General features: G+C 64.3%; 18 protein-coding genes. 8 read left to right on the top strand and 10 right to left on the bottom strand.

Annotated elements, in window-relative coordinates; genetic code table 11:
• Positions 1-52: 52 nt before the first annotated feature.
• The 7 genes from dhaL to FJ960_RS20900 all read left to right on the top strand — a co-directional run bounded on the left by dhaL (position 53) and on the right by FJ960_RS20900 (position 5,532).
• The gene (dhaL, locus tag FJ960_RS20930) at positions 53-655 is read left to right on the top strand and encodes a dihydroxyacetone kinase subunit DhaL (protein WP_140506885.1); all 603 of its coding nucleotides are present in this window, start codon (positions 53-55) and stop codon (positions 653-655) included.
• Positions 652-1,041 carry a dihydroxyacetone kinase phosphoryl donor subunit DhaM gene (gene dhaM / locus FJ960_RS20925; RefSeq protein ID WP_140506598.1) on the top strand — a complete coding sequence of 130 codons (390 nt, stop codon included), beginning with the start codon at positions 652-654 and terminating at the stop codon, positions 1,039-1,041. Before dhaL ends, dhaM begins: the two co-directional genes overlap by 4 nt.
• A 21-nt stretch (positions 1,042-1,062) precedes the next feature.
• Positions 1,063-1,365 carry an HPr family phosphocarrier protein gene (locus FJ960_RS20920; RefSeq protein ID WP_140506600.1) on the top strand — a complete coding sequence of 101 codons (303 nt, stop codon included), beginning with the start codon at positions 1,063-1,065 and terminating at the stop codon, positions 1,363-1,365.
• Positions 1,366-1,406: 41 nt separating this feature from the next.
• Entirely contained in the window at positions 1,407-2,981 is a 1,575-nt protein-coding gene (ptsP, locus tag FJ960_RS20915) for a phosphoenolpyruvate--protein phosphotransferase (RefSeq protein WP_181174280.1), read from the top strand.
• A 9-nt stretch (positions 2,982-2,990) separates the two neighbouring features.
• Complete coding sequence (locus tag FJ960_RS20910) at positions 2,991-3,413, top strand: hypothetical protein (protein WP_140716470.1); 423 nt, start codon at positions 2,991-2,993, stop codon at positions 3,411-3,413.
• A gap of 39 nt (positions 3,414-3,452) precedes the next feature.
• Entirely contained in the window at positions 3,453-4,439 is a 987-nt protein-coding gene (dhaK, locus tag FJ960_RS20905; RefSeq protein WP_140716468.1) for a dihydroxyacetone kinase subunit DhaK, read from the top strand.
• 70 nt (positions 4,440-4,509) lie between these two features.
• Positions 4,510-5,532 carry a nucleotidyltransferase family protein gene (locus FJ960_RS20900; RefSeq protein WP_181165859.1) on the top strand — a complete coding sequence of 341 codons (1,023 nt, stop codon included), beginning with the start codon at positions 4,510-4,512 and terminating at the stop codon, positions 5,530-5,532.
• An 8-nt stretch (positions 5,533-5,540) separates the two neighbouring features.
• Here FJ960_RS20900 and FJ960_RS20895 read toward each other — a convergent pair whose 3' ends face one another.
• The 4 genes from FJ960_RS20895 to FJ960_RS20880 all read right to left on the bottom strand — a co-directional run bounded on the left by FJ960_RS20895 (position 5,541) and on the right by FJ960_RS20880 (position 8,047).
• Complete coding sequence (locus FJ960_RS20895) at positions 5,541-6,524, bottom strand: serine kinase (protein ID WP_140716464.1); 984 nt, start codon at positions 6,522-6,524, stop codon at positions 5,541-5,543.
• Positions 6,521-6,955 (bottom strand): lasso peptide biosynthesis B2 protein, encoded by a 435-nt coding sequence (locus FJ960_RS20890; RefSeq protein WP_140716462.1) that lies wholly within the window; start codon positions 6,953-6,955, stop codon positions 6,521-6,523. Before FJ960_RS20890 ends, FJ960_RS20895 begins: the two co-directional genes overlap by 4 nt.
• Positions 6,956-6,967: 12 nt before the next feature.
• Positions 6,968-7,258, bottom strand: coding sequence for a PqqD family protein (locus FJ960_RS20885; protein ID WP_140506612.1), 291 nt, complete (start codon positions 7,256-7,258; stop codon positions 6,968-6,970).
• A 432-nt stretch (positions 7,259-7,690) separates the two neighbouring features.
• A complete protein-coding gene (locus tag FJ960_RS20880; RefSeq protein ID WP_246672890.1) occupies positions 7,691-8,047 on the bottom strand; it encodes a DUF2259 domain-containing protein in 357 nt (118 codons plus the stop codon).
• 120 nt (positions 8,048-8,167) lie between these two features.
• Between FJ960_RS20880 and FJ960_RS20875 the strand changes: the two genes are divergently transcribed.
• Entirely contained in the window at positions 8,168-10,075 is a 1,908-nt protein-coding gene (locus FJ960_RS20875; protein ID WP_140716460.1) for a propionyl-CoA synthetase, read from the top strand.
• 126 nt (positions 10,076-10,201) lie between these two features.
• On the opposite strand, the gene FJ960_RS20870 is transcribed toward FJ960_RS20875, so the two are convergent.
• From FJ960_RS20870 to FJ960_RS20845, 6 genes are all read right to left on the bottom strand, one after another.
• Complete coding sequence (locus FJ960_RS20870; protein WP_140716458.1) at positions 10,202-12,583, bottom strand: polysaccharide biosynthesis tyrosine autokinase; 2,382 nt, start codon at positions 12,581-12,583, stop codon at positions 10,202-10,204.
• Positions 12,584-12,731: 148 nt separating this feature from the next.
• The gene (locus FJ960_RS20865; protein ID WP_140716456.1) at positions 12,732-13,628 is read right to left on the bottom strand and encodes a UTP--glucose-1-phosphate uridylyltransferase; all 897 of its coding nucleotides are present in this window, start codon (positions 13,626-13,628) and stop codon (positions 12,732-12,734) included.
• Between the two features lie 74 nt (positions 13,629-13,702).
• Positions 13,703-14,671, bottom strand: a complete 969-nt coding sequence (locus FJ960_RS20860) for a glycosyltransferase family 2 protein (protein ID WP_140716454.1) — start codon at positions 14,669-14,671, stop codon at positions 13,703-13,705.
• Positions 14,661-15,611, bottom strand: coding sequence for a glycosyltransferase family 2 protein (locus FJ960_RS20855; protein ID WP_140716452.1), 951 nt, complete (start codon positions 15,609-15,611; stop codon positions 14,661-14,663). Before FJ960_RS20855 ends, FJ960_RS20860 begins: the two co-directional genes overlap by 11 nt.
• Positions 15,611-16,600 (bottom strand): glycosyltransferase family 2 protein, encoded by a 990-nt coding sequence (locus FJ960_RS20850; protein WP_140716450.1) that lies wholly within the window; start codon positions 16,598-16,600, stop codon positions 15,611-15,613. Before FJ960_RS20850 ends, FJ960_RS20855 begins: the two co-directional genes overlap by 1 nt.
• A gap of 15 nt (positions 16,601-16,615) precedes the next feature.
• A complete protein-coding gene (locus FJ960_RS20845) occupies positions 16,616-17,788 on the bottom strand; it encodes a glycosyltransferase family 4 protein (protein WP_140716448.1) in 1,173 nt (390 codons plus the stop codon).
• Positions 17,789-17,918: the final 130 nt, after the last annotated feature.

Below are 17,918 nucleotides of genomic sequence, written 5' to 3'. Positions count from 1 at the left end.
CGACCGTTCTTTCGCTACTGCGGGCAAGGTGGAAACCGGGAATTCGGGCGACATGACGGCGCTGGACCTTTCGAGGCTGATCACGGCGGCCGCGGACACGATTGCCGCTCACGCCGAGGAATTGACGGCGCTCGACCAGGCGATCGGCGACGGCGACCATGGGCTGAACATGAAGCGCGGCTTCGAAGCCGTGCGCGCCGAGGCCGATGCGTTCGCGGCAAAGCAGCTGCCCGACGCCCTGAAGGCGATCGGCACCAAGCTGGTGATGACGGTGGGCGGTGCCTCCGGTCCGCTCTTCGGCACGCTGTTCATGGCGCTCGGCAAGGAGATTTCGGCGGAGCCCGACCATGCCAACCTGACGGCTGCCTTCGGCAAGGCGATCGAAGCGGTGGCCGCGCGCGGCAAGTCACAAGTCGGCCAGAAAACAATGCTCGATGTGCTGCAGCCCGTGCGTGACGCGTTGGCCGGGGGAAAGACGGCGGCTGAAATAGCCGACATCGCCGACGCCGCGGCCGAAGCGACCGTGCCGATGAAGGCGCTGCGCGGCCGTGCCTCGTTCCTCGGCGACCGCTCCATCGGCCATATGGATGCCGGCGCGCGCTCGACCGCGCTGCTGGTGCGCACGGTGGCGCAAATCATCGGGGACAAAGCATGAGCAATGTCGGGATCGTGATCGTGTCGCATTCGCCGCTGGTCGCGGAGGGCACGGCCGACATGGTACGCCAGATGGTGGGCGACGAAGTGCCGCTTGCGTGGTGCGGTGGAAATGGCCATGGCGGGCTCGGCACCAATGTCGAGGCGATCATGGGCGCCATCGACAGGGCCTGGTCGGAAGCTGGCGTTGCCGTCCTTGTCGATCTCGGCGGCGCCGAGACCAACAGTGAAATGGCGGTCGAGATGATCGGCGAGCCGCGTGCGCACAAAATCATCGTCTGCAACGCGCCGATCGTCGAGGGCGCGGTGATGGCGGCGACCGAGGCATCCGGCGGCGCCTCGCTGCGGGAAGTGGTCGCGACGGCGCACGAATTGTCGCCGTCGTGAGTGAACGGGATTTTTGAAGACATGTCCGAAACCGCCGAAGCGACCGTCCTGATCACCCACGATGTGGGCCTGCATGCGCGTCCTTCGGTGAAGTTCACCAAGCTGGCCAAGAGCTTTGCCGCCGACGTGGAAATTGCACTTGCCGCCAACGGCCCATGGTTCGATGCCAAGAGCATCGTCAAGGTGATGGCGGCCAAGGCACCGAAGGGCACGGTGCTGCACATCAGGGCCAAAGGCGATGGTGCCGATGATGCTGTCCGCGCGCTGATCGAACTGGTGCAGCGCGATTTCGACGAGGATGCCGGCCATGTCCGCTCGGCTTGAGGGCGATCCATGCCTTGGCCTGCCCGCTGGGAATGCGGGCCATGCGCATTGAGGGTGTTCCAGCCTCGGCCGGCTATGCCGAGGGGCCTCTGTTCGACCTCGGCCGGCCTGCAAGCATCTACGCGAGCAAGGCAAGCGCTGCGGAAGAGAAGATGTCGCTGGAGGCAGCGATCGGCAAGGCGGTGAACCGGCTCGTGGCCATGATCGAAACCGCCGACAGCGATGCCGCCGGCATACTCGAATTCCACCTCGCCATGCTGGAAGACGACGCGCTTAGCGGACCGGCCTTCGCGTCGATCGCTTCCGGAAAACCCGCCGACGTGGCCTGGCGGCAGGCACTCGATGCCGAGATCGCCGGCTACGACGCCTCGGACCAGGATTATTTCCGCGCCCGCGCCACGGACCTGCGCGACATCAGGGATCAGGTGCTGCGCGCCCTGACCGAGGACGGTGGCAGCACGGCACCGGCCGGCGCCATCCTCCACGGCGAGGACATCGCGCCGACGCGCTTTCTCGAAACCGACTGGAGCCATGGCGGCGGCATCGCGCTGGAGGCAGGCAGCACCGCCAGCCACGTCGCCATGCTGGCGCGCTCGCGTGGCGTGCCGATGGTCGTGGGTCTGCGCGAGCCGCTCACCGCTGTTGCCGGCATCGCGCTGCTCGACGCGGAGCACGGCAATATCGTTCTGGCGCCCTCGCCTGTGGAGATCGGCTCGTTCCGGCAGGCATCCTCCGCCTTCACCGCCCGCCAAGGCGACGCGCGCACCTTTCTGGCACGGCCTGCGGCGACGAAGTACGGCACCGCGGTGCGGGTGCAGGTCAACATTGCCGACCCCAGCGATGTCGAGGCCATCGACATCGCGACTTGCGACGGTGTCGGCCTGATGCGCACGGAATTCCTGTTCGGCAAGACGCTGCCGGATGAAGAGACCCAGTATCGCGCCTATCGCAAAGTGCTGGAATGGGCCGGCGAAAAACCAGTGACGATCCGTACCGTCGATGCCGGAGGCGACAAGCCGGTGCCGGGCTTCACCGTCGAGGAAGGCAATCCGTTCCTTGGCCTGCGCGGCATCAGGCTGTCGCTGGCCAGGCTCGACATATTCCGTGTTCAAATCAGGGCATTGCTGCGCGCCGCACCACACGGCAATCTCAAAGTCATGTTTCCGATGATCGCCACATCAGAAGAGTATGAACGCGCCGCCACCCTGTTCGCCGAGGAACGGGCAGCCCTTGCCGCGCGCGGCATCGCGCAAGAAATGCCGCCGCTCGGCATCATGGTCGAAGTGCCTTCGGTAGCCATCGCGCCGGAGGCGTTCGCCGGCGTCGCCTTCCTGTCGATCGGTTCCAACGATCTGACGCAATATGTAATGGCGGCCGCGCGCGACAATGCCGCTGTGGCCCACCTGAATTCTGTTCGTCATCCCGCGGTGCTTAGGCTGATCGGTTCGGTCTCGGCCTTCGGACGGGAAACCGGGATTCCCGTCAGCCTGTGCGGGGATGCCGGCGGCGACCCCGCCTCGATCCCGTCGCTGCTGGAGGCCGGCCTGCGCGATCTCTCGGTCGCGCCGGCGCAACTCGCCATGGCCAAGGCGGCCATCGCGGACGTCCCGGTCTAGGCGGCAGGCATGATCGATATCAAACCCGAGCCCGGCTCCGAAGAAGCGATCCGCGCCTACAAAACGATCCTGTCGCAGGTCATCGACCAGCGTCCGTCCGGCATGCGCCAGCGCCTTGCCGACGCGCTCGGCAAGCACCGCAGTTTCGTCACGCAGATTTCGAGCCCCACCTATTCGATCCCGATTCCGTCGAAGCATCTGCCCGCCATCTTTTCCGTCTGCCATTTCAGCCAGGCCGAGCGGGACCAGTTTCTCGCCGCCTACCATCAGGCGCATCCAGGGAAGATCTCGGTCGCCGCGGGCGCGCGCAAGACAAGGCACGTTTCGCTCATCGTGCCGGATTTCGGCGACGACAAACAGAATGCGGCGCTCGACCGCGCGATCAACGAATTCATCCAGAAGGTCACCAGCATCACCGGCAAGAGTGGCTGATTGCCCCTTGATGTCAGGCTATTTCGGGAGGAGACGGCCGTGAAGAAATTCATGAACTCGGTGGACACGGTGCTGACCGAAAGCCTCGACGGTTTCGTGGCCGCCCATGCCGATATCCTAGTGCTTGGCGAGGAGCACAAATTCATCCGCCGCAAGATGCTCAAGCCGGGCAAGGTGGCGCTGATCTCCGGCGGTGGCTCCGGCCACGAGCCGCTGCATGGCGGCTTTGTCGGCCATGGCATGCTGGACGCCGCCTGCCCCGGCCAGGTGTTCACCTCGCCGACGCCGGACCAGATGCTGGCGGCCGCGCAGGCTGTCGACACCGGCGCCGGCTGCCTGTTCATCGTCAAGAACTATGAGGGCGACGTGATGAACTTCGACATGGCGGCGGAAATGTCGGAAGGCGTGCTTCAGGTGGTGACCAATGACGACGTCGCTGTCGAGAATTCGTCCTACACGACCGGACGGCGCGGCGTCGCCGGCACGCTGGTGGTGGAAAAGATGGTCGGCGCCGCCGCCGAGCACGGGCTGGCGTTGCCGGCGTTGAAGGCGCTGGGCGAGCGTGTCAACGACGCGACCCGCTCGATGGGCGTGGCGCTGACCAGTGGCACCGTGCCGGCGGCCGGCAAACCGACCTTCGACATCGGCGATGGCGAGATGGAATTCGGCGTCGGTATCCATGGCGAGCCCGGCCGCCGCCGCGACACCTTGAAGAGCGCCGATGCGATCGCGCAGGAGATCTGTGCCACGATCCTTGGGGATCTGGATGGCCAGGCGAAAGGCCCGGCGCTGCTGTTCGTCAACGGTTTCGGCGGCACGCCGCTGATGGAGCTCTACTTGATGTACAACAGCGCTCGCCGGATTTTCGAGAAGCATGGCGTGACGATTGCCCGCTCGCTGGTCGGCACCTATGTCACCTCGCTCGACATGGCCGGCTGCTCGATCACGCTGACCCTGCTCGACGACGAACTGACGGACTGGTGGGACGCACCTGTCCACACGGCCGCGCTGCGCTGGGGCCTATAAGGCTGGCTTCGGCCGCGCTTTTCTGCAACCATTCTGGACAATCCACTTAGCCATGGATTTGCCCGGGTTGATGCTGCCCTCCCTCACCTTCGCCGAAGAAAGACTGCTGCTGCGCTTGGCCGATCCGGAGGCCGCGGCGGTCGAGGACAATTTGTCGGCGAAGGCACTGTCGGCGTTGCTCGACAATGCCGAATTCCACGGTGTCCTGCCGATTATGCTGCGTAAGCTCAGGGAGCGCGGCGACGCGCGCCTGCCTCAAGATTCAGGCCTGCAATCCAAGCTGGATGATCTGCGCCAGAAGGCGACGATCGCCACCGGCCATTCGATGCTGCTGCAGTATCATGGTGACCGCATCATGAAGGGGATGGCGGCGGAAGGCATTCCGGCGCGGATCGTCAAGGGACCGGTCTTCGCGCGAAAACTCTATCGCAACATTTCCGACCGGCCGTTCACCGACATCGACATCCTTGTCGAGCCCGCCAACCTTGCGCGGGCAAACCAGGTGATCGCGGCGTCAGGCTTCGAGCTTGGCAGCAACGAAGCCGAATCCTACCAGCTGCAGGAGTTCAAATGGCAGGAGAAGGAGAACTCCAGCCTGCTGGTCGAGCTGCATGGCGACCTTGTGCACGACACCGGCATGCGGCGGCGCCTGTCCCTGGGCTTTCGCGAGCTGGGCATCATTGACGGCGAGGCGACGGACACGCCGGCAGCCCTTTTGACGATCGCCATCGTGCATGCGGCAGGGGGGCATAAATTCCACCGGCTGCAGCTTTGTGTCGACGTGCTGCAAGGCGTACGGGCGCTACAGTCGCCGAAAGCCGAGGAACGCTTGCTCGACGCCGCCCGCATGACCGGCATCGAACTCGAACTGGCGATCGTGCTCAACGTGACCGGCCAGTTGTTCGACGAATCGCATGCGCTCGAACTCGCCGCTCGGATCAAGCCCGACCTGTCGATACGGCTGGCCAAAAAGCTGATCACGACGAACACGCTGCTCAGGGTCAATTCCCGGGAGAAGATCGGCTCGCGCCTGCGTCGCGATGCGTTCCGCTGGATCCAGCGGCTGGCCAAGGCCAGGCCATACGCGGCTTGAAGTGGCCGTCAGTCCCGTGACGTCAATATGGCGCTTATCAGCGCCGCCGCATCGGCCGGACGCGCGCCCACTTCCAGGTTGAAGGCCGGCACCGAGGAGACCAGCTTGCCGATCGTCGCCAGCCGGCGCTTCTGCAGCGGCAGCAGGCCGGTCATGCCGGTGCGGACATTGTCCATCGCCAGCGCCACCGTCGCGTCGGTCCGGGCCATGGGCGTGAGCCGGGTTTCTTCGTCGGCCGATCGCGCAAGGTGCAGGAGTGCTGCTACCGGACGGGCAGTCGGGTTCTCGATTTTTATGATCCCACCCAGCTTTTCCAGCGAAACAGCCTGTTCGCCGTTACGGTCCCAGGACGGCCCGAGACATGGCGCCACAAGCGGGATCATCCGCGCGGTCTTCTCATGGATCTTGACGTGGCGGGGCAAACCCCAGGCAACAGGCCTGGCGGAAGCGACATCCAGGATCATGGCATCGTCGGAGCACAGGCCGAATCCTTGCGTTGCCAAGGCCAGCGATGTGGTGGTCTTGCCGGTACCGCTCGGGGCATGGACCAGCACGACGGCGTCGCTGCCCGGCAGCGTCAGGCCCGCCGTGTGCAGCATATGTTGGCCGCCGGCATCGAGTGCTGCGTCCAGCATCAGCATCGATGGCGTCCAGGCGGCCTTGCTGTCGGGCACGATGCGGAGTCGAGCCCAGCCCTTCTCGTTGATCTCGACGGTCTGGCGCCCCGGCAAAACCAGATGCACGCTGGCGCCGTCCGTGATCATCCGGCAGTAGCCATCGTCCGGTATCTCGCCGTCAAAGACCAGGGATCCGGCGGGTGTCTCGTCCAATGTTTCCGCCTCGACGATGTCCAGATGAAAATCCGCTTCGGTCGAACCTTCGACGCGCAGGCTGGCGAGCATCCTGTCGAAGCCCAGCCATAGTCCGGCGCGGTCGGCCGAAATGCCGAGGACATGGCCGTTGAGATCATAGAAGGCGCAAGGTCTGGTCAAGCGGCGCGCACTTTCGAGGCGCGGTCATGGTGGCGATAGATCTCGACCATGCCGGGAAGGCTGTCGCTGACCACCGGCCTGCCGTCGAGGCAGACCCAGCAATGCGCCGACAGCCGCGACGCTTGCAGCGACTTCGGATCGACGCCGAAGCGCAACTCCGGATCGAAGCCGGCAAGGCGCAGGAAACGGTGGCCGAGTAGTCCTTCCCGCAGGCATCTGCGGTCGCGCATCAGCCAGGGACGGCGCACGGCACGGTTGACACGGGCGATAATGTAGGGGGCTGGCAAGCCGCGATAGGGCGTCGGCGAAGCGAGGGGCGCCCATTTCAGCACCTCCTCGAAGCTGCGGTTGGCAATGAGGACCGGCATCAGCCGCGCGCTTGCCCAGAGATGGCAGCGAAACAAGGCGCGCAAGAGAGGACTGTCCGCCATCAAGCAGTCCTTTCAGCTATCGAGTCCTGGAGCGGCGAGAATGCCTTCCGAAACAAGATCGGTGGCCAGCGCCGCCATGTCCTCGTCAAGCGTGCCCTTGTCGACCTCGAACTCCTCGCAAAGCAGGCCGACGATCTGGCCGAGGTTGCGCGCGCCATCCACCTTGTCGAGAAAAGCTTCGGTCGTGCCGTTGCAGGTATAGAGTTGACCGCTGCGCGCCAAAAGCACGACCGCGCCGTCGCCGACATGCTGAACCGAGGCATCGTCCGCCAGCCGCAGAACCGTTCCAGAGGCAATTTCCATCACGAACCCCAAAAGCGATGCAAAACCCCGAAATGAGATAGCGCGGTGGTGGGGCGCTGTCTATCGGCCGGCGGGGGGCTCGTGTAGCGCTATGCTTGCAGCACGCTCTTGTCAGGCTGTAACATTCATCCAGAGCCGAAAATCGTCCCGGAAACAGTCGTCGGAATGACGCGGCAGGCGAGTGCGTTGACCGGCAAGACCGTTGCTTTTCTTCCCTTGGGTAAGGTAAGAACTCCCCGGGACCTGGGGAGATAAGCGTATGCGTTACAATTGGGAGCGGGCTCCAACGACTTTCGAACGTCATCGAAAAGCTCTTGCGACAGCCATTTTGATCTTCGGCGGTGTCGGCCTCATGCTGGTGGCCTTGCCGATCTAGTGCAATCCACATTTGTCCAGCGAATCCTGTTCGTTAGACGGCTATCGATGGATTGCTCAGCGGAGCTGTCCGGCCACGGCGATGAAGCGGCGATCACGCCCTTCAAAGCCTTGGCTGAAGCGCTGCACCAGCACGACGATCACCGCCGGCTTGCCAGCCGGTGTGTATTCATAGGATTGCGACAGGCTGTAGGAGCTCGGGCAGTTCCTCGAGCCCGGTACGGCCTTGTCCTCATGCAAGGTCCTGAAAGGCTTGCCGTCCTGGCCTTGCAGCGTCAGCCGGAAACCGAGCGCCTTGCCCGATGTGTCGCCTTGCTGGGTGTCATCGAAGCTCGCCGAACAATCGGCCGTGCTGCCGGCCAGAATCTGTTCCAGCTGGATCGTCGAAACCCCGGTTTCGTCATAGAGCGGCACGCCACCGCGCGTGTCAGGTCAAGACACGGCCGACTGAGACGAAAATGCAGGGAGACATCGCCCGAAGAAACAACATAGGCTATTGCCGAGGACCGCAAATCGTTCCTGGGGAGGTTACGGATGGCTTCACGCTATCACGAGGTCTATGACGGCTGGAAACGCGACCCGGAAAAATTCTGGGCGGAGGCGGCCGAGGCCATCGACTGGTATTCGCCTTGGGACAAGGTGTTCGATACCGCCGCCGGCGTCTATGGCCGCTGGTTCACCGGCGCGACCTGCAACACCTGCTACAACGCCCTTGACCGGCATGTCGCCGGCGGGCGGGCCGACCAGATCGCCCTGATCCATGACAGCGCCATCACCGGAACGGTGAAGAAGTTCACCTATGCCGAGTTGAAACGCGAAGTGGTGGCGCTGACCTCGGTGCTCAAGAACCGCGGCGTCGGCAAAGGCGACCGCGTCATCATCTACATGCCGATGGTGGCCGAAGCGGCCATCGCCATGCTCGCCTGCGCCCGCATCGGCGCCGTGCATTCGGTCGTGTTCGGCGGCTTTGCCTCGCATGAGCTTGCCACCCGCATCGACGACGCAAAACCGAAACTGATCATCTCGGCCTCCTGCGGCCTGGAGCCGGGCCGGGTGGTCGCCTATAAGCCGCTGCTCGACAAGGCGATTGAGATGTCCCGCCACAAGCCGGACGCCTGCCTGATCCTGCAGCGCGACCAGTTGCGCTGCGATTTGAAGGACCATTTCGACATCGACTATGCCGATGCCGTCGCCCGCGAACGGGCGGCCGGCGCCAATGTCGACTGCGTGCCGGTGCTGGCGACCGACCCGCTCTACATCATCTACACGTCGGGCACGACCGGCCAGCCCAAGGGCATCGTGCGCGACAATGGCGGCCACATGGTCGCGCTGAAATGGACGATGGACAACGAGTTCGGCGTCAAGCCGGGAGAAGTGTTCTGGGCGGCGTCCGACGTGGGCTGGGTGGTCGGCCATTCCTACATCGTCTACGGACCGCTGCTGCATGGCTGCACCAGCGTGATGTTCGAAGGCAAGCCGATCGGCACGCCCGATGCCGGCACCTACTGGCGGGTGATCTCGGAGCATGGCGTGGTCGCGTTGTTCACCGCGCCGACCGCCTTCCGCGCCATCAAGGGGCAGGACCCCAAGGGCGAGTTCGTGCCGAAATACGATCTGTCCAAATTCCGCACGCTGTTCCTCGCCGGCGAGCGCGCCGACCCCGAAACCATCAAATGGGCGGAACAGAAGCTCAACGTGCCGGTGGTCGATCATTGGTGGCAGACCGAGACCGGCTCGCCGATGACGATCAATCCCGCCGGGCTCGGCCTGCTGCCGGTGAAATACGGCTCGCCCGGTGTGCCGATGCCGGGCTACGACATCCGCGTGCTCGATGATGCCGGCCACGAGGTGCAGCGCGGCACGCTGGGCAATGTCGTGGTCAAGCTGCCGCTTCCGGCGGGCTGCCTGCCGACGCTGTGGAATGCCGATGCCCGCTTCCGCCAGGCCTATCTCGATGAGTTCCCCGGCTTCTACAAGACGGCCGATGCCGGCATGATCGACGAGGACGGCTATCTCTACGTGATGGCCCGCACCGACGACATCATCAACGTCGCCGGGCATCGGCTGTCGACCGGCGCGATGGAAGAAGTGCTGGCCGCCCACCCCGACGTCGCCGAATGCGCCGTCGTCGGCATCGCCGATGCGATGAAGGGCCAAATTCCGCTGGGCTTCGTGGTGCTGAACGCCGGTGTCGCGCGCGAAGGCGGCGCCATCGAGAAGGAGGTCGTCGCGCTGGTGCGCGAGCGTATCGGCCCGGTCGCCGCCTTCAAGACGGTGGTGACCATCAAGCGGCTGCCCAAGACGCGGTCCGGCAAGATCCTGCGCGGCACCATGCAGAAGATCGCCGACAAGGAAGCTTGGACGATGCCGGCGACCATCGACGACCCCGCCATCCTCGAGGAAATCACGGCGGCGCTGAAGGCGCGTGGCATCGGCGTGTAGGGAGCACTGCCGGCATCTGGGTGGCGCTACCGTTCCGCGATGTTGCGGCGCTGCAACTTTTGTGACGGCCGCAGGGCGGGACGGCCGAAACTTTGCGCAATCTCGAAATGAGAGCGGCGGCCTATCTCAGGCCGCTGTCTTCGACCGCACTTCCGACTTGTCGAGATAGTAGCTCGAGTACTTGTCGAAGAATTTCTCCGACGCGCCGAACGATCCGTATTTGGCCAGCTTCTTCAGATCGACCTTGTTCAGCACCGCGCCGACGATCTTGTTGGCGACATAGGGTTCGGATTCCAGCATGGAGCGCACCATGGCGCGCGGCGTGCGGCCCCATTCGGCGACCAGAACGAAGCCGTCGACGAGCGGCGCGAAGGCCTTGGCGTCGACCACCGGCCCCAGCGGCGGCAGATCGACGACGATGTATTCGAACGTCTCCTTGGCGTTCTCGATGAAGCGCCGCATGCCGGCCGAGGAGAGAAGCTCGCTGGTGTGCGAGAAATGCCCACGCGACACCGCCGGAATGATCGCCAGCTTGGTCTGCCTGTCGATCTTGCCGACGGACTGCCAGGTTTGACCGCTCACCACGGCTTCCATCAACCCTTGCTCGGCTTCCATGCCGAGGCTGCGGCTGAGGCCCGGATTGCGCAGGTCGCCGTCGATGAGCAGCGTTCTGGCGCCGTTGGCGGCGAGCAGACCGGCGAGATTGGCCGCGACCGTCGACTTGCCTTCGCCGGGCAGGACCGAGACCACGCCGATGACGCGGCTGGCTTGCCCTTCCATGACGACATCGAAAGCGATCTTGGCGCTGCGCAGCGTTTCGGAGAACATCGACGCCGGAGCGTCGATGCTTACCCGCATTCGCGCGCGCCTTTCAATGGCGGCCGGCGATCTGGCGACCTTGAGATCGGGCTCGTCCGGTTTGTCTTCCTTCGTCGGTTTGCTGCCGATGGTGGGCAGGTAACCGAGGAATTTGAGGCCAACGCGGTCGCGCACCTCGTCGCCGGTCCTGAAGAACCGCTCGTTGAACTCGTTGAGCCCGCCGAAGCCGGCGCCCATCAGAACGCCGAGCACCAGCGAAAGGCCGAGCACGATGACGGTGCGCGGGCTCGAGGCGGCAAGCGGCGTCGACGCATCCGAGATGATGCGGATCTTGCCGACCGGGAAGGATTGTTGCTGCGCGGCTTCCTCGTAGCGGCCGAGGAACGTCTGGTAGAGTGTGGTCAGCGCCGTCGCCTTCTGGTCGAGCTCGCGCAGCTTCACCTGCGACTGATTGTCGATGGAGCTCTTGCCTTGCGCGGCGGCGACATTGGCCCTGAGCGCGGTCTCGCGCGCCAGCGCCACCTCATATTCGTTGCGATAGTTTTGGGTCAGTTGCTTCAGTTCGCCGAAGATCTGCGCCGATATGTCGGCCTTCTCCTTGGCGAGCGCCACCGCCTGCGGATGCTGCGGGCCGAAATTCGCCTCCACATCCTGCTGCCGCTTGGCGACGGTGAGATAGCGCGTCTTCAGCGCCGCGATGACTGCGCTGCTTGGCTGGTCGCTGGATATGGCGGCGTCCTTGAAAGCGTTGTCCGAACCGCTGTCGACGATCGACTTGTATTGCTGGTAGCGGGCGCTGGCACGTGCCGTGTCGGCCTGCGCCACGATGAGCTGGGCGTTCAGGTCGGCGAGCTGCTTGTCGCTCATCAGCTGGCCGTCGCTGTTGGCGGACAGGCCGTGTTCGGCCCTGAATTTCTCGACCGCCAGCGATGCCTGCTGCGAGCTCTCGCGCAGTTCGGTCAGCCGGCCCTGCAGCCAGACCGCCGCGCGCTCGGTGGCGTCGAAGCTGGCATCGAGCTGATCGGCGAGATAGGCGTCGGCATAGGCCTTCGTGATGGCTTTCGCCAAACCCGGATCCGTCGCTTGATAGCCAAGCGCGATGACGTAGCTTCGCCCGACGCGATCGGCCCGGATCTCGTTCTGCAGCTTGAGGATGGCATAGTCACGTCGCGACGTGGCGATCAGCGCATCGCGCGCGGCGGGGTCGAGCTTGGAGATATCGCCGACGCCCGGCGTGGCCTGGCTCGGATGGACATACTGGATCAGACCGCGGATCATCCCGACGCCCTGGGCAAGCGCCGACTGGGGCGGGTTCATGAACGCGTCGTTCTGGTCGAGCTTGAGCTTGTCGACGACCACGGCGGCGAGCCGGGTCGAGGTCAGGATCTCGATCTGGCTCAGGATGGCCGAATCGGTCTGCATGGTTGTCGATGCCGCCGAGATGTCGTCGACGATCTTGTTGAGGCCCTCATCGATCAGCACGCTGGAGACCGACACAAATTTTGGCGGCGTCGTCTGCAGATAGAGCAAGCCCAGGAAAAGACCGATGATGGCGCACACGCCAACCACCTTGGCCTGCCGTGCGGCCATGCCAAGCAGCCGCTCGATATCGATGAAGTCGTCGCCGTCTCCTACGTCCGAATTCGGCAATGGCATCCTCTTGTCGAGAGGAAAATTGGCATAATTCATCTTCGGTCCAATTCTGGCTTGTCTCGCTCGCGGGCCCCAGAAAGATCGGGAGCATTGGCGGACGCGACACACGCTTGGTGCCGGACAGCGAGGAGCCGACCGGCCCCTCCGCCGTCAGCCATCCGACAATGCTCCCGAAAGATGGGCATTATGCGGCTTCTTCCTGGCGTTCATGCGTCCGGACGAACTCCCGGAGCATCTCGAAAACCGGGCCCTTCATGTCGTCGCGCGCCAGCGCGAAGGCGATATTGGCCTGGATGAACCCCTCCTTGGAACCGCAGTCGAACATGCGGCCCTTGAAAGGCTGGGCAAAGAATGGCTGCTCCTGCGACAGGCGGACCATGGCGTCGGTCAGCTGGATCTCATTGCCGGCGCCGCGTTGCTGGTTGCCCAGAAGCTGGAAGATCTCGGGCTGCAGGATATAGCGGCCGTTGATGTAGAAGTTCGACGGCGCGTTGACCGGCGCCGGCTTTTCGACCATGGCCGTCACCTCGAAGCCGCCGCCAATGTCGGCGCCACGGCCGACGATGCCATATTTGTTGGTCTCGGTCGGATCGCAGCGCTCGACGGCGATGACGTTGCCGCCGGTCTCGGCATAGAGGTCGGTGATCTCGGCCAGGCATCCGCGCCCTCCAAAGGAGACCATGTCAGGCAAAAGCAGGGCGAAGGGCTCGTTGCCGATGACCTCGCGCGCGCACCAGACGGCATGTCCGAGGCCTTGCGGTGATTGCTGGCGGATAAAGGAGGTGGCGCCGGCCACCGGAAGCAGGCTTTCCAGCGACTGCAATTGCGCCTTCTTGCCGGTCTGCTCCAGGGTTCCGATCAATTCCGGATGGAGGTCGAAATAGTCCTCGATGACCGCCTTGTTGCGGCCCGTCACGAACACGATGTGTTCGATGCCGGCCTCGAAGGCCTCGTCCACCGCGTATTGCACGACGGGCCTGTCGACTACGGGAAGCATTTCCTTCGGCATCGACTTGGTCGCCGGCAGGAACCTTGTTCCAAGCCCCGCCACCGGTATCACGGCCTTCCTGATTTTCTTCATCGCAAATTCCTTCTGAGGAGATCGACTTCAGTCCATTCACAGGCCACGAAAAATCCCTCCATGTGCCTGCATCTTCACCTCCCCACCCCAACGGCAAACTGTGCCGCTACTCTTCGCAACCGCACGGCGATCGGCATGCCCATATGCCCGACCGCCGCCGGGTCGCTGAGCGCAGTCCGTATCGCCTTGAGCGGGGACCGCGCCTTGATGTGCTGAACCATCGCCAGGAACGAGGCTGCCTTGCGCAGGCTGCGGCCGCGCCGGGCGAACGCTGCCTGCGCAGCCTCATCCATCTGGTGGGTTTGAGCGAATACCGCATCTGCTTTGCGCATCGCTTCGACGTGATGAAGCTCGAGCACACGGGAGATGGAGCCGCTGCGAATATGATAGGCATAGCCGATAGTAGGCTCGACCACGCATCTGCCGCCCTTGGCGAGAGCGTCGGCAAACAGGATGTAGTCCTCGCCGATCCTCAGTTTCTCGTCATAGCGCAGCTGGTTCTCGTCGAGGAAACTGCGCAGGAAGATCGGCTTGAGGTAGCCGAAGTTGAATTTCGATTCGAACACGACGTTGCCGGCGATGTAGGTGGCGAGCGTTATCTCGCGCAGACCTTCCAGATACTGGCGCGGGAACATCGCGTCCTCGATCACACCGTCCTCACGGACGACCTGGAGATTGTCGACGGCGATCTCGGCGTCCGCCTTTTCGGCGCGGCCTATCATGGCGGCGATGCGGCCGGGAAAGACGGCGTCGTCGGAATCGAGAACCGCGATCCACCTGCCGCGCGCGGCGTCGAGCCCGGCATTCCTGGCCCCACCGGGGCCTTTGTTCTTTTCGAGCGCCACGACGCGCACGATGTGCTCGGGGTAGGCCCGCGCCACATCGAGTGTGCCGTCACGCGATTTGTCGTCGACGACGATGATTTCAAGGCTGACACCCTTCTGGGCGATGGCGCTGGCGATCGCCCGATCAAGGGTTGCCTCGGCATTGTAGGCGGCAATCACAAAAGAAACGTCGGGGACGAAGGCACCATCAGGCTGCATGCTTGCCCCCTTCCTCTGGTGAAGGCTGGCCGTAGAGGCGCAGTTCGCGGACACCGACAAGGCCGCTGACGACGCCGACATGCATGATGCCGCGCAGTACGCTGCGGTTCCTGCGCATCGGGCTGGCGGCAACCGGAAGTGCGGCGGCAAAGCAATAAGCGGCCTTTGCCGCGGCAAGGCCGGCCTGCTTCACCCGAGCGATGCCGCTGGCATTGCGGCCCAGGAGATGGCCGTGCGTCTGGCCGACCCGGAAACGACGGCGGCTGAGCCAGTCGAACGCGGCTCTGGCCCTCGGCACCGCCTCGTCCACCCATGCTTCCGGGGCAAAGGCGATCTGGCCGCCTGCCTTGTGCATCTGGTCGAAGAATTCGGTGTCCTCACCGCCGGTCTGGCCGCGCGCCAGGCTGAAGCGGCGGTCGCGCAGGCTGTCCGATCCCATGCGCAGCAGGACGTTGCAGGTGTATCCGGTGCGGATTTCGCCGCGCACGCGAACCGGGAAGGTGGAATGGAAATCGCCGCGGCGCATCCAGTCCGGCGCATCCGGGCGATAGAGCGCGCGCACCGGGCCGAGAACCGCGGCGGCGCCGCTCTGTTCAGCCATTGTCACCAGTTCGGCGAGCCAGTGGGCGGTGGCGGTCTCATCGTCGTCGATGAAGGCCAGGAAATCCGCCTTGCTGGCGTCGAGGCAAGCGTTACGGGCAATCGAGATGTTACGCGCCGGGCAATGCCGGTAGCGGACCGGCAGCTTCAATTCCTGCGACAGCGCCGTCACCAGCGCCCTGGCGCTCGGCGTGTCGTCATTGTCGGCGACGATGACGCCGACCTCGAAGCCGTCAGGCATGGCAAGCGCGGCGAGCGAGCGCAGCGTGTCGGCCAGTTCCGGCCGCCGGAACGTGCACACGCCGATGTCGATGCTGCGGTTCCTGGCCCCAGCCACCATTACGCCGCCCTCCGCCACGCGCCGAGGCCGAGAAGCTGCAGCCAGAAGCCGACGGACCAGCCGAAATGCATGACCATCGCCGAGACGCCGGCAAGCGCGATATCCGCATTGCGCTGACTGATGGCCGTCACCAGGCCGTAGCCCAGGCACACCGCCACCCACAGCAACAGCGGCAGCGCCGCAATCCAGTGCACGAAGGAGAAGGCCGCCAACAGAACCACCGGGAAGACCGCCAACGGCACCATCTGCCGAACCTTCGGGATCACCCGGTGCTTCAGCACATTCTTGGCCCGGCCACGGCCATAGCCGAGGTACTGGAAATAGAGGCCGCGCAGCGAAGTACGCGGATAGTAGACCATCTGCGTCCTGCCGCTCATCCAGATCCTGTAGCCGGCCTGCCTCAGCCGATAGTCGAGTTCCGCATCCTCGTTGTGGCTGAACGTCTCGTCATAGCCGCCGACGGCCTGGAAGGCCGATATCCGCATCAGCGCGTGATGGCCGTGGTCGACCCACTCGCCGGCGGAGAGGTGGCGATGCTTGGAGCCGCCGGTGCCGAGCTTGGAGTTCTGCGCCGCCGCCGCCGCCTTCTGCACGGTGCCGCTGCCGCTGGTCAGCATCGAAACCACCACCGAATCGGCGCCGGTGGCCTGCGCCTCCTCGATCAGCCGGTCGCAATAGTCGTCGGGATAACCGCCATGGGCATCGATGCGGATCAGATATTGCGCGCCCTCGCCGAATTTGGACACCGCCAGGTTGATCGCGGCACTCTGGATGCGCCTTTCATTGTGAAGCAGGATGATGCGCGGATCGTTCTTCTGGCGCTCGCCGACAATTGCCAGCGTACCGTCGGTGCTGCCGCCATCGGCAACAAGGATCCGCGCGCCAAGCCGTTCCGCCGCCGGGCAGAGCTGGTCGAGCAGCGCACCGATATGAGTTGCCTCGTTGAAGCACGGGATCACGATCAGGCTGGCGGCAGGCGCTTGCGTCATCGGGCGATGTTTCTCCTAGGCCAAAACTTCGGTTGTGAAAGGCTCGCGCCCGATGGTCAGTCGGCGAAGTTTCTCGACCAGGGCGCTGCAGTCGCCGCGATCGTAGCTCCACATCCTCGGATTGTGGGCCAGCACGCGCGCCTTGAGCCTGCCGAAGCGGTGTTGTTCCATCCTGCCAAGTGCTGTTTCCAGCGCCTCGGGCGTGGCCTGCGGCAACAAAACGCCGATATCGCGATGCCGCAGGAACCGTCCGGTCTCGGTGTTGTCCATCGAGATCGGCACCGCGCCGAAGCGGCAGCCTTCATAAAGGCGGTTGGGCAGCAGCCATTCGGAGTTCTGTCCCTCCTCGAAGAAATCGATCGCCCAGGAGAAATGGACGTCCTGATAGATCGCCGCCATGTCCTCCGGGTTGCGATACGGCCCGCGAAACGACAGGTAAGGTTCGGCATCGACGAAGGCATGGAAATCCGGGAATTCGGAAAGTGCCGGGCGGCCGCGCAGTACGATCTCGAACCGGCCCTCCATACGGCGCGTGAAGCCGGCCAGCAGTTCGAGCGAGCGGCGGCACCGAAGCGCCCCGAACCAGCCGATACGCCATGGCGGCGCGCCAGGTCCTTCCACCGCCTCGCGTTCGCCAGGCAGAACAGCCGCTGCCTCGAAATACTTGTTCTCGACCAGTTCCACTGGTGCCGCGACCTGGCGGAAGGGTTTGAAATAATTGGCGATGAAGGCGGGCGAACTGGTTACCAGCAGCTTCACGTCCCGCGCCAGATGGCGCTCGGTGGCGCGCAGCGCCTTGCCAAGGACATCGTCGCGGAGCACCAGGCGATGAATGTCGAGGCATTCATAGACGATCGGGGCCGCGGCGCCGAAAGCCGACCTTGCCCGGCGCGCCAACGCCAGCATTTCCAGGTTGCGCGCGATGATGATGTCGGGCTTCGGCATGCCCTTGAGCTTCGAACCTATCGAAACTGCTGTTTTCGCCACGGCCGCCAGACGCTGCGCGAATCGGCCGTCACGCGTCGCGCCAAGGTCGACCGGCCGCAATCCTTCGATATCGGCAACCGGGGTGGCGGTACGGCGGAAGCCAGCCAGGGTGACCTGGGCGCCACCTGTCCGGAGCATCGTGATCCGCCGGCGAACCGCCGGATCGGAAACATCGTGTACAAGGTACAAGACATGCAGCATGAAAACTCGACCGCTGTTTGACCCACCCGAGGCGAGCCTAGTACAGCTCTTGCTGCATCGCAACATTTTTGCTGCGGCGTAGCAAAAATCGACCCGGTGCGTTGATCAAGGCGAATGCCAAGCAGTCAGG

Origin of the sequence: Mesorhizobium sp. B2-3-11, from assembly GCF_006442215.1 — a bacterium.
Classification (GTDB): Bacteria; Pseudomonadota; Alphaproteobacteria; order Rhizobiales; family Rhizobiaceae; genus Mesorhizobium; species Mesorhizobium salmacidum.
The sequence above is the reverse complement of the archived record's forward strand: the minus strand, read 5'-3'. Positions and strand labels throughout refer to the sequence as shown.

Bases quoted from the DNA above. Each gene is read 5' to 3' on its own strand.
- FJ960_RS20845 (WP_140716448.1), bottom strand. From the start codon at position 17,788: ATGCTGCATGTCTTGTACCTTGTACACGATGTTTCCGATCCGGCGGTT.
- FJ960_RS20865 (WP_140716456.1), bottom strand. From the start codon at position 13,628: ATGAAGAAAATCAGGAAGGCCGTGATACCGGTGGCGGGGCTTGGAACA.
- FJ960_RS20890 (WP_140716462.1), bottom strand. From the start codon at position 6,955: ATGGCGGACAGTCCTCTCTTGCGCGCCTTGTTTCGCTGCCATCTCTGG.
- dhaM (WP_140506598.1), top strand. From the start codon at position 652: ATGAGCAATGTCGGGATCGTGATCGTGTCGCATTCGCCGCTGGTCGCG.
- FJ960_RS20860 (WP_140716454.1), bottom strand. From the start codon at position 14,671: ATGCAGCCTGATGGTGCCTTCGTCCCCGACGTTTCTTTTGTGATTGCC.
- FJ960_RS20910 (WP_140716470.1), top strand. From the start codon at position 2,991: ATGATCGATATCAAACCCGAGCCCGGCTCCGAAGAAGCGATCCGCGCC.
- FJ960_RS20885 (WP_140506612.1), bottom strand. From the start codon at position 7,258: ATGGAAATTGCCTCTGGAACGGTTCTGCGGCTGGCGGACGATGCCTCG.
- dhaL (WP_140506885.1), top strand. From the start codon at position 53: ATGACGGCGCTGGACCTTTCGAGGCTGATCACGGCGGCCGCGGACACG.
- FJ960_RS20875 (WP_140716460.1), top strand. From the start codon at position 8,168: ATGGCTTCACGCTATCACGAGGTCTATGACGGCTGGAAACGCGACCCG.
- FJ960_RS20850 (WP_140716450.1), bottom strand. From the start codon at position 16,600: ATGACGCAAGCGCCTGCCGCCAGCCTGATCGTGATCCCGTGCTTCAAC.
- FJ960_RS20855 (WP_140716452.1), bottom strand. From the start codon at position 15,611: ATGGTGGCTGGGGCCAGGAACCGCAGCATCGACATCGGCGTGTGCACG.
- FJ960_RS20900 (WP_181165859.1), top strand. From the start codon at position 4,510: ATGCTGCCCTCCCTCACCTTCGCCGAAGAAAGACTGCTGCTGCGCTTG.
- FJ960_RS20920 (WP_140506600.1), top strand. From the start codon at position 1,063: ATGTCCGAAACCGCCGAAGCGACCGTCCTGATCACCCACGATGTGGGC.
- FJ960_RS20870 (WP_140716458.1), bottom strand. From the start codon at position 12,583: ATGAATTATGCCAATTTTCCTCTCGACAAGAGGATGCCATTGCCGAAT.
- ptsP (WP_181174280.1), top strand. From the start codon at position 1,407: ATGCGCATTGAGGGTGTTCCAGCCTCGGCCGGCTATGCCGAGGGGCCT.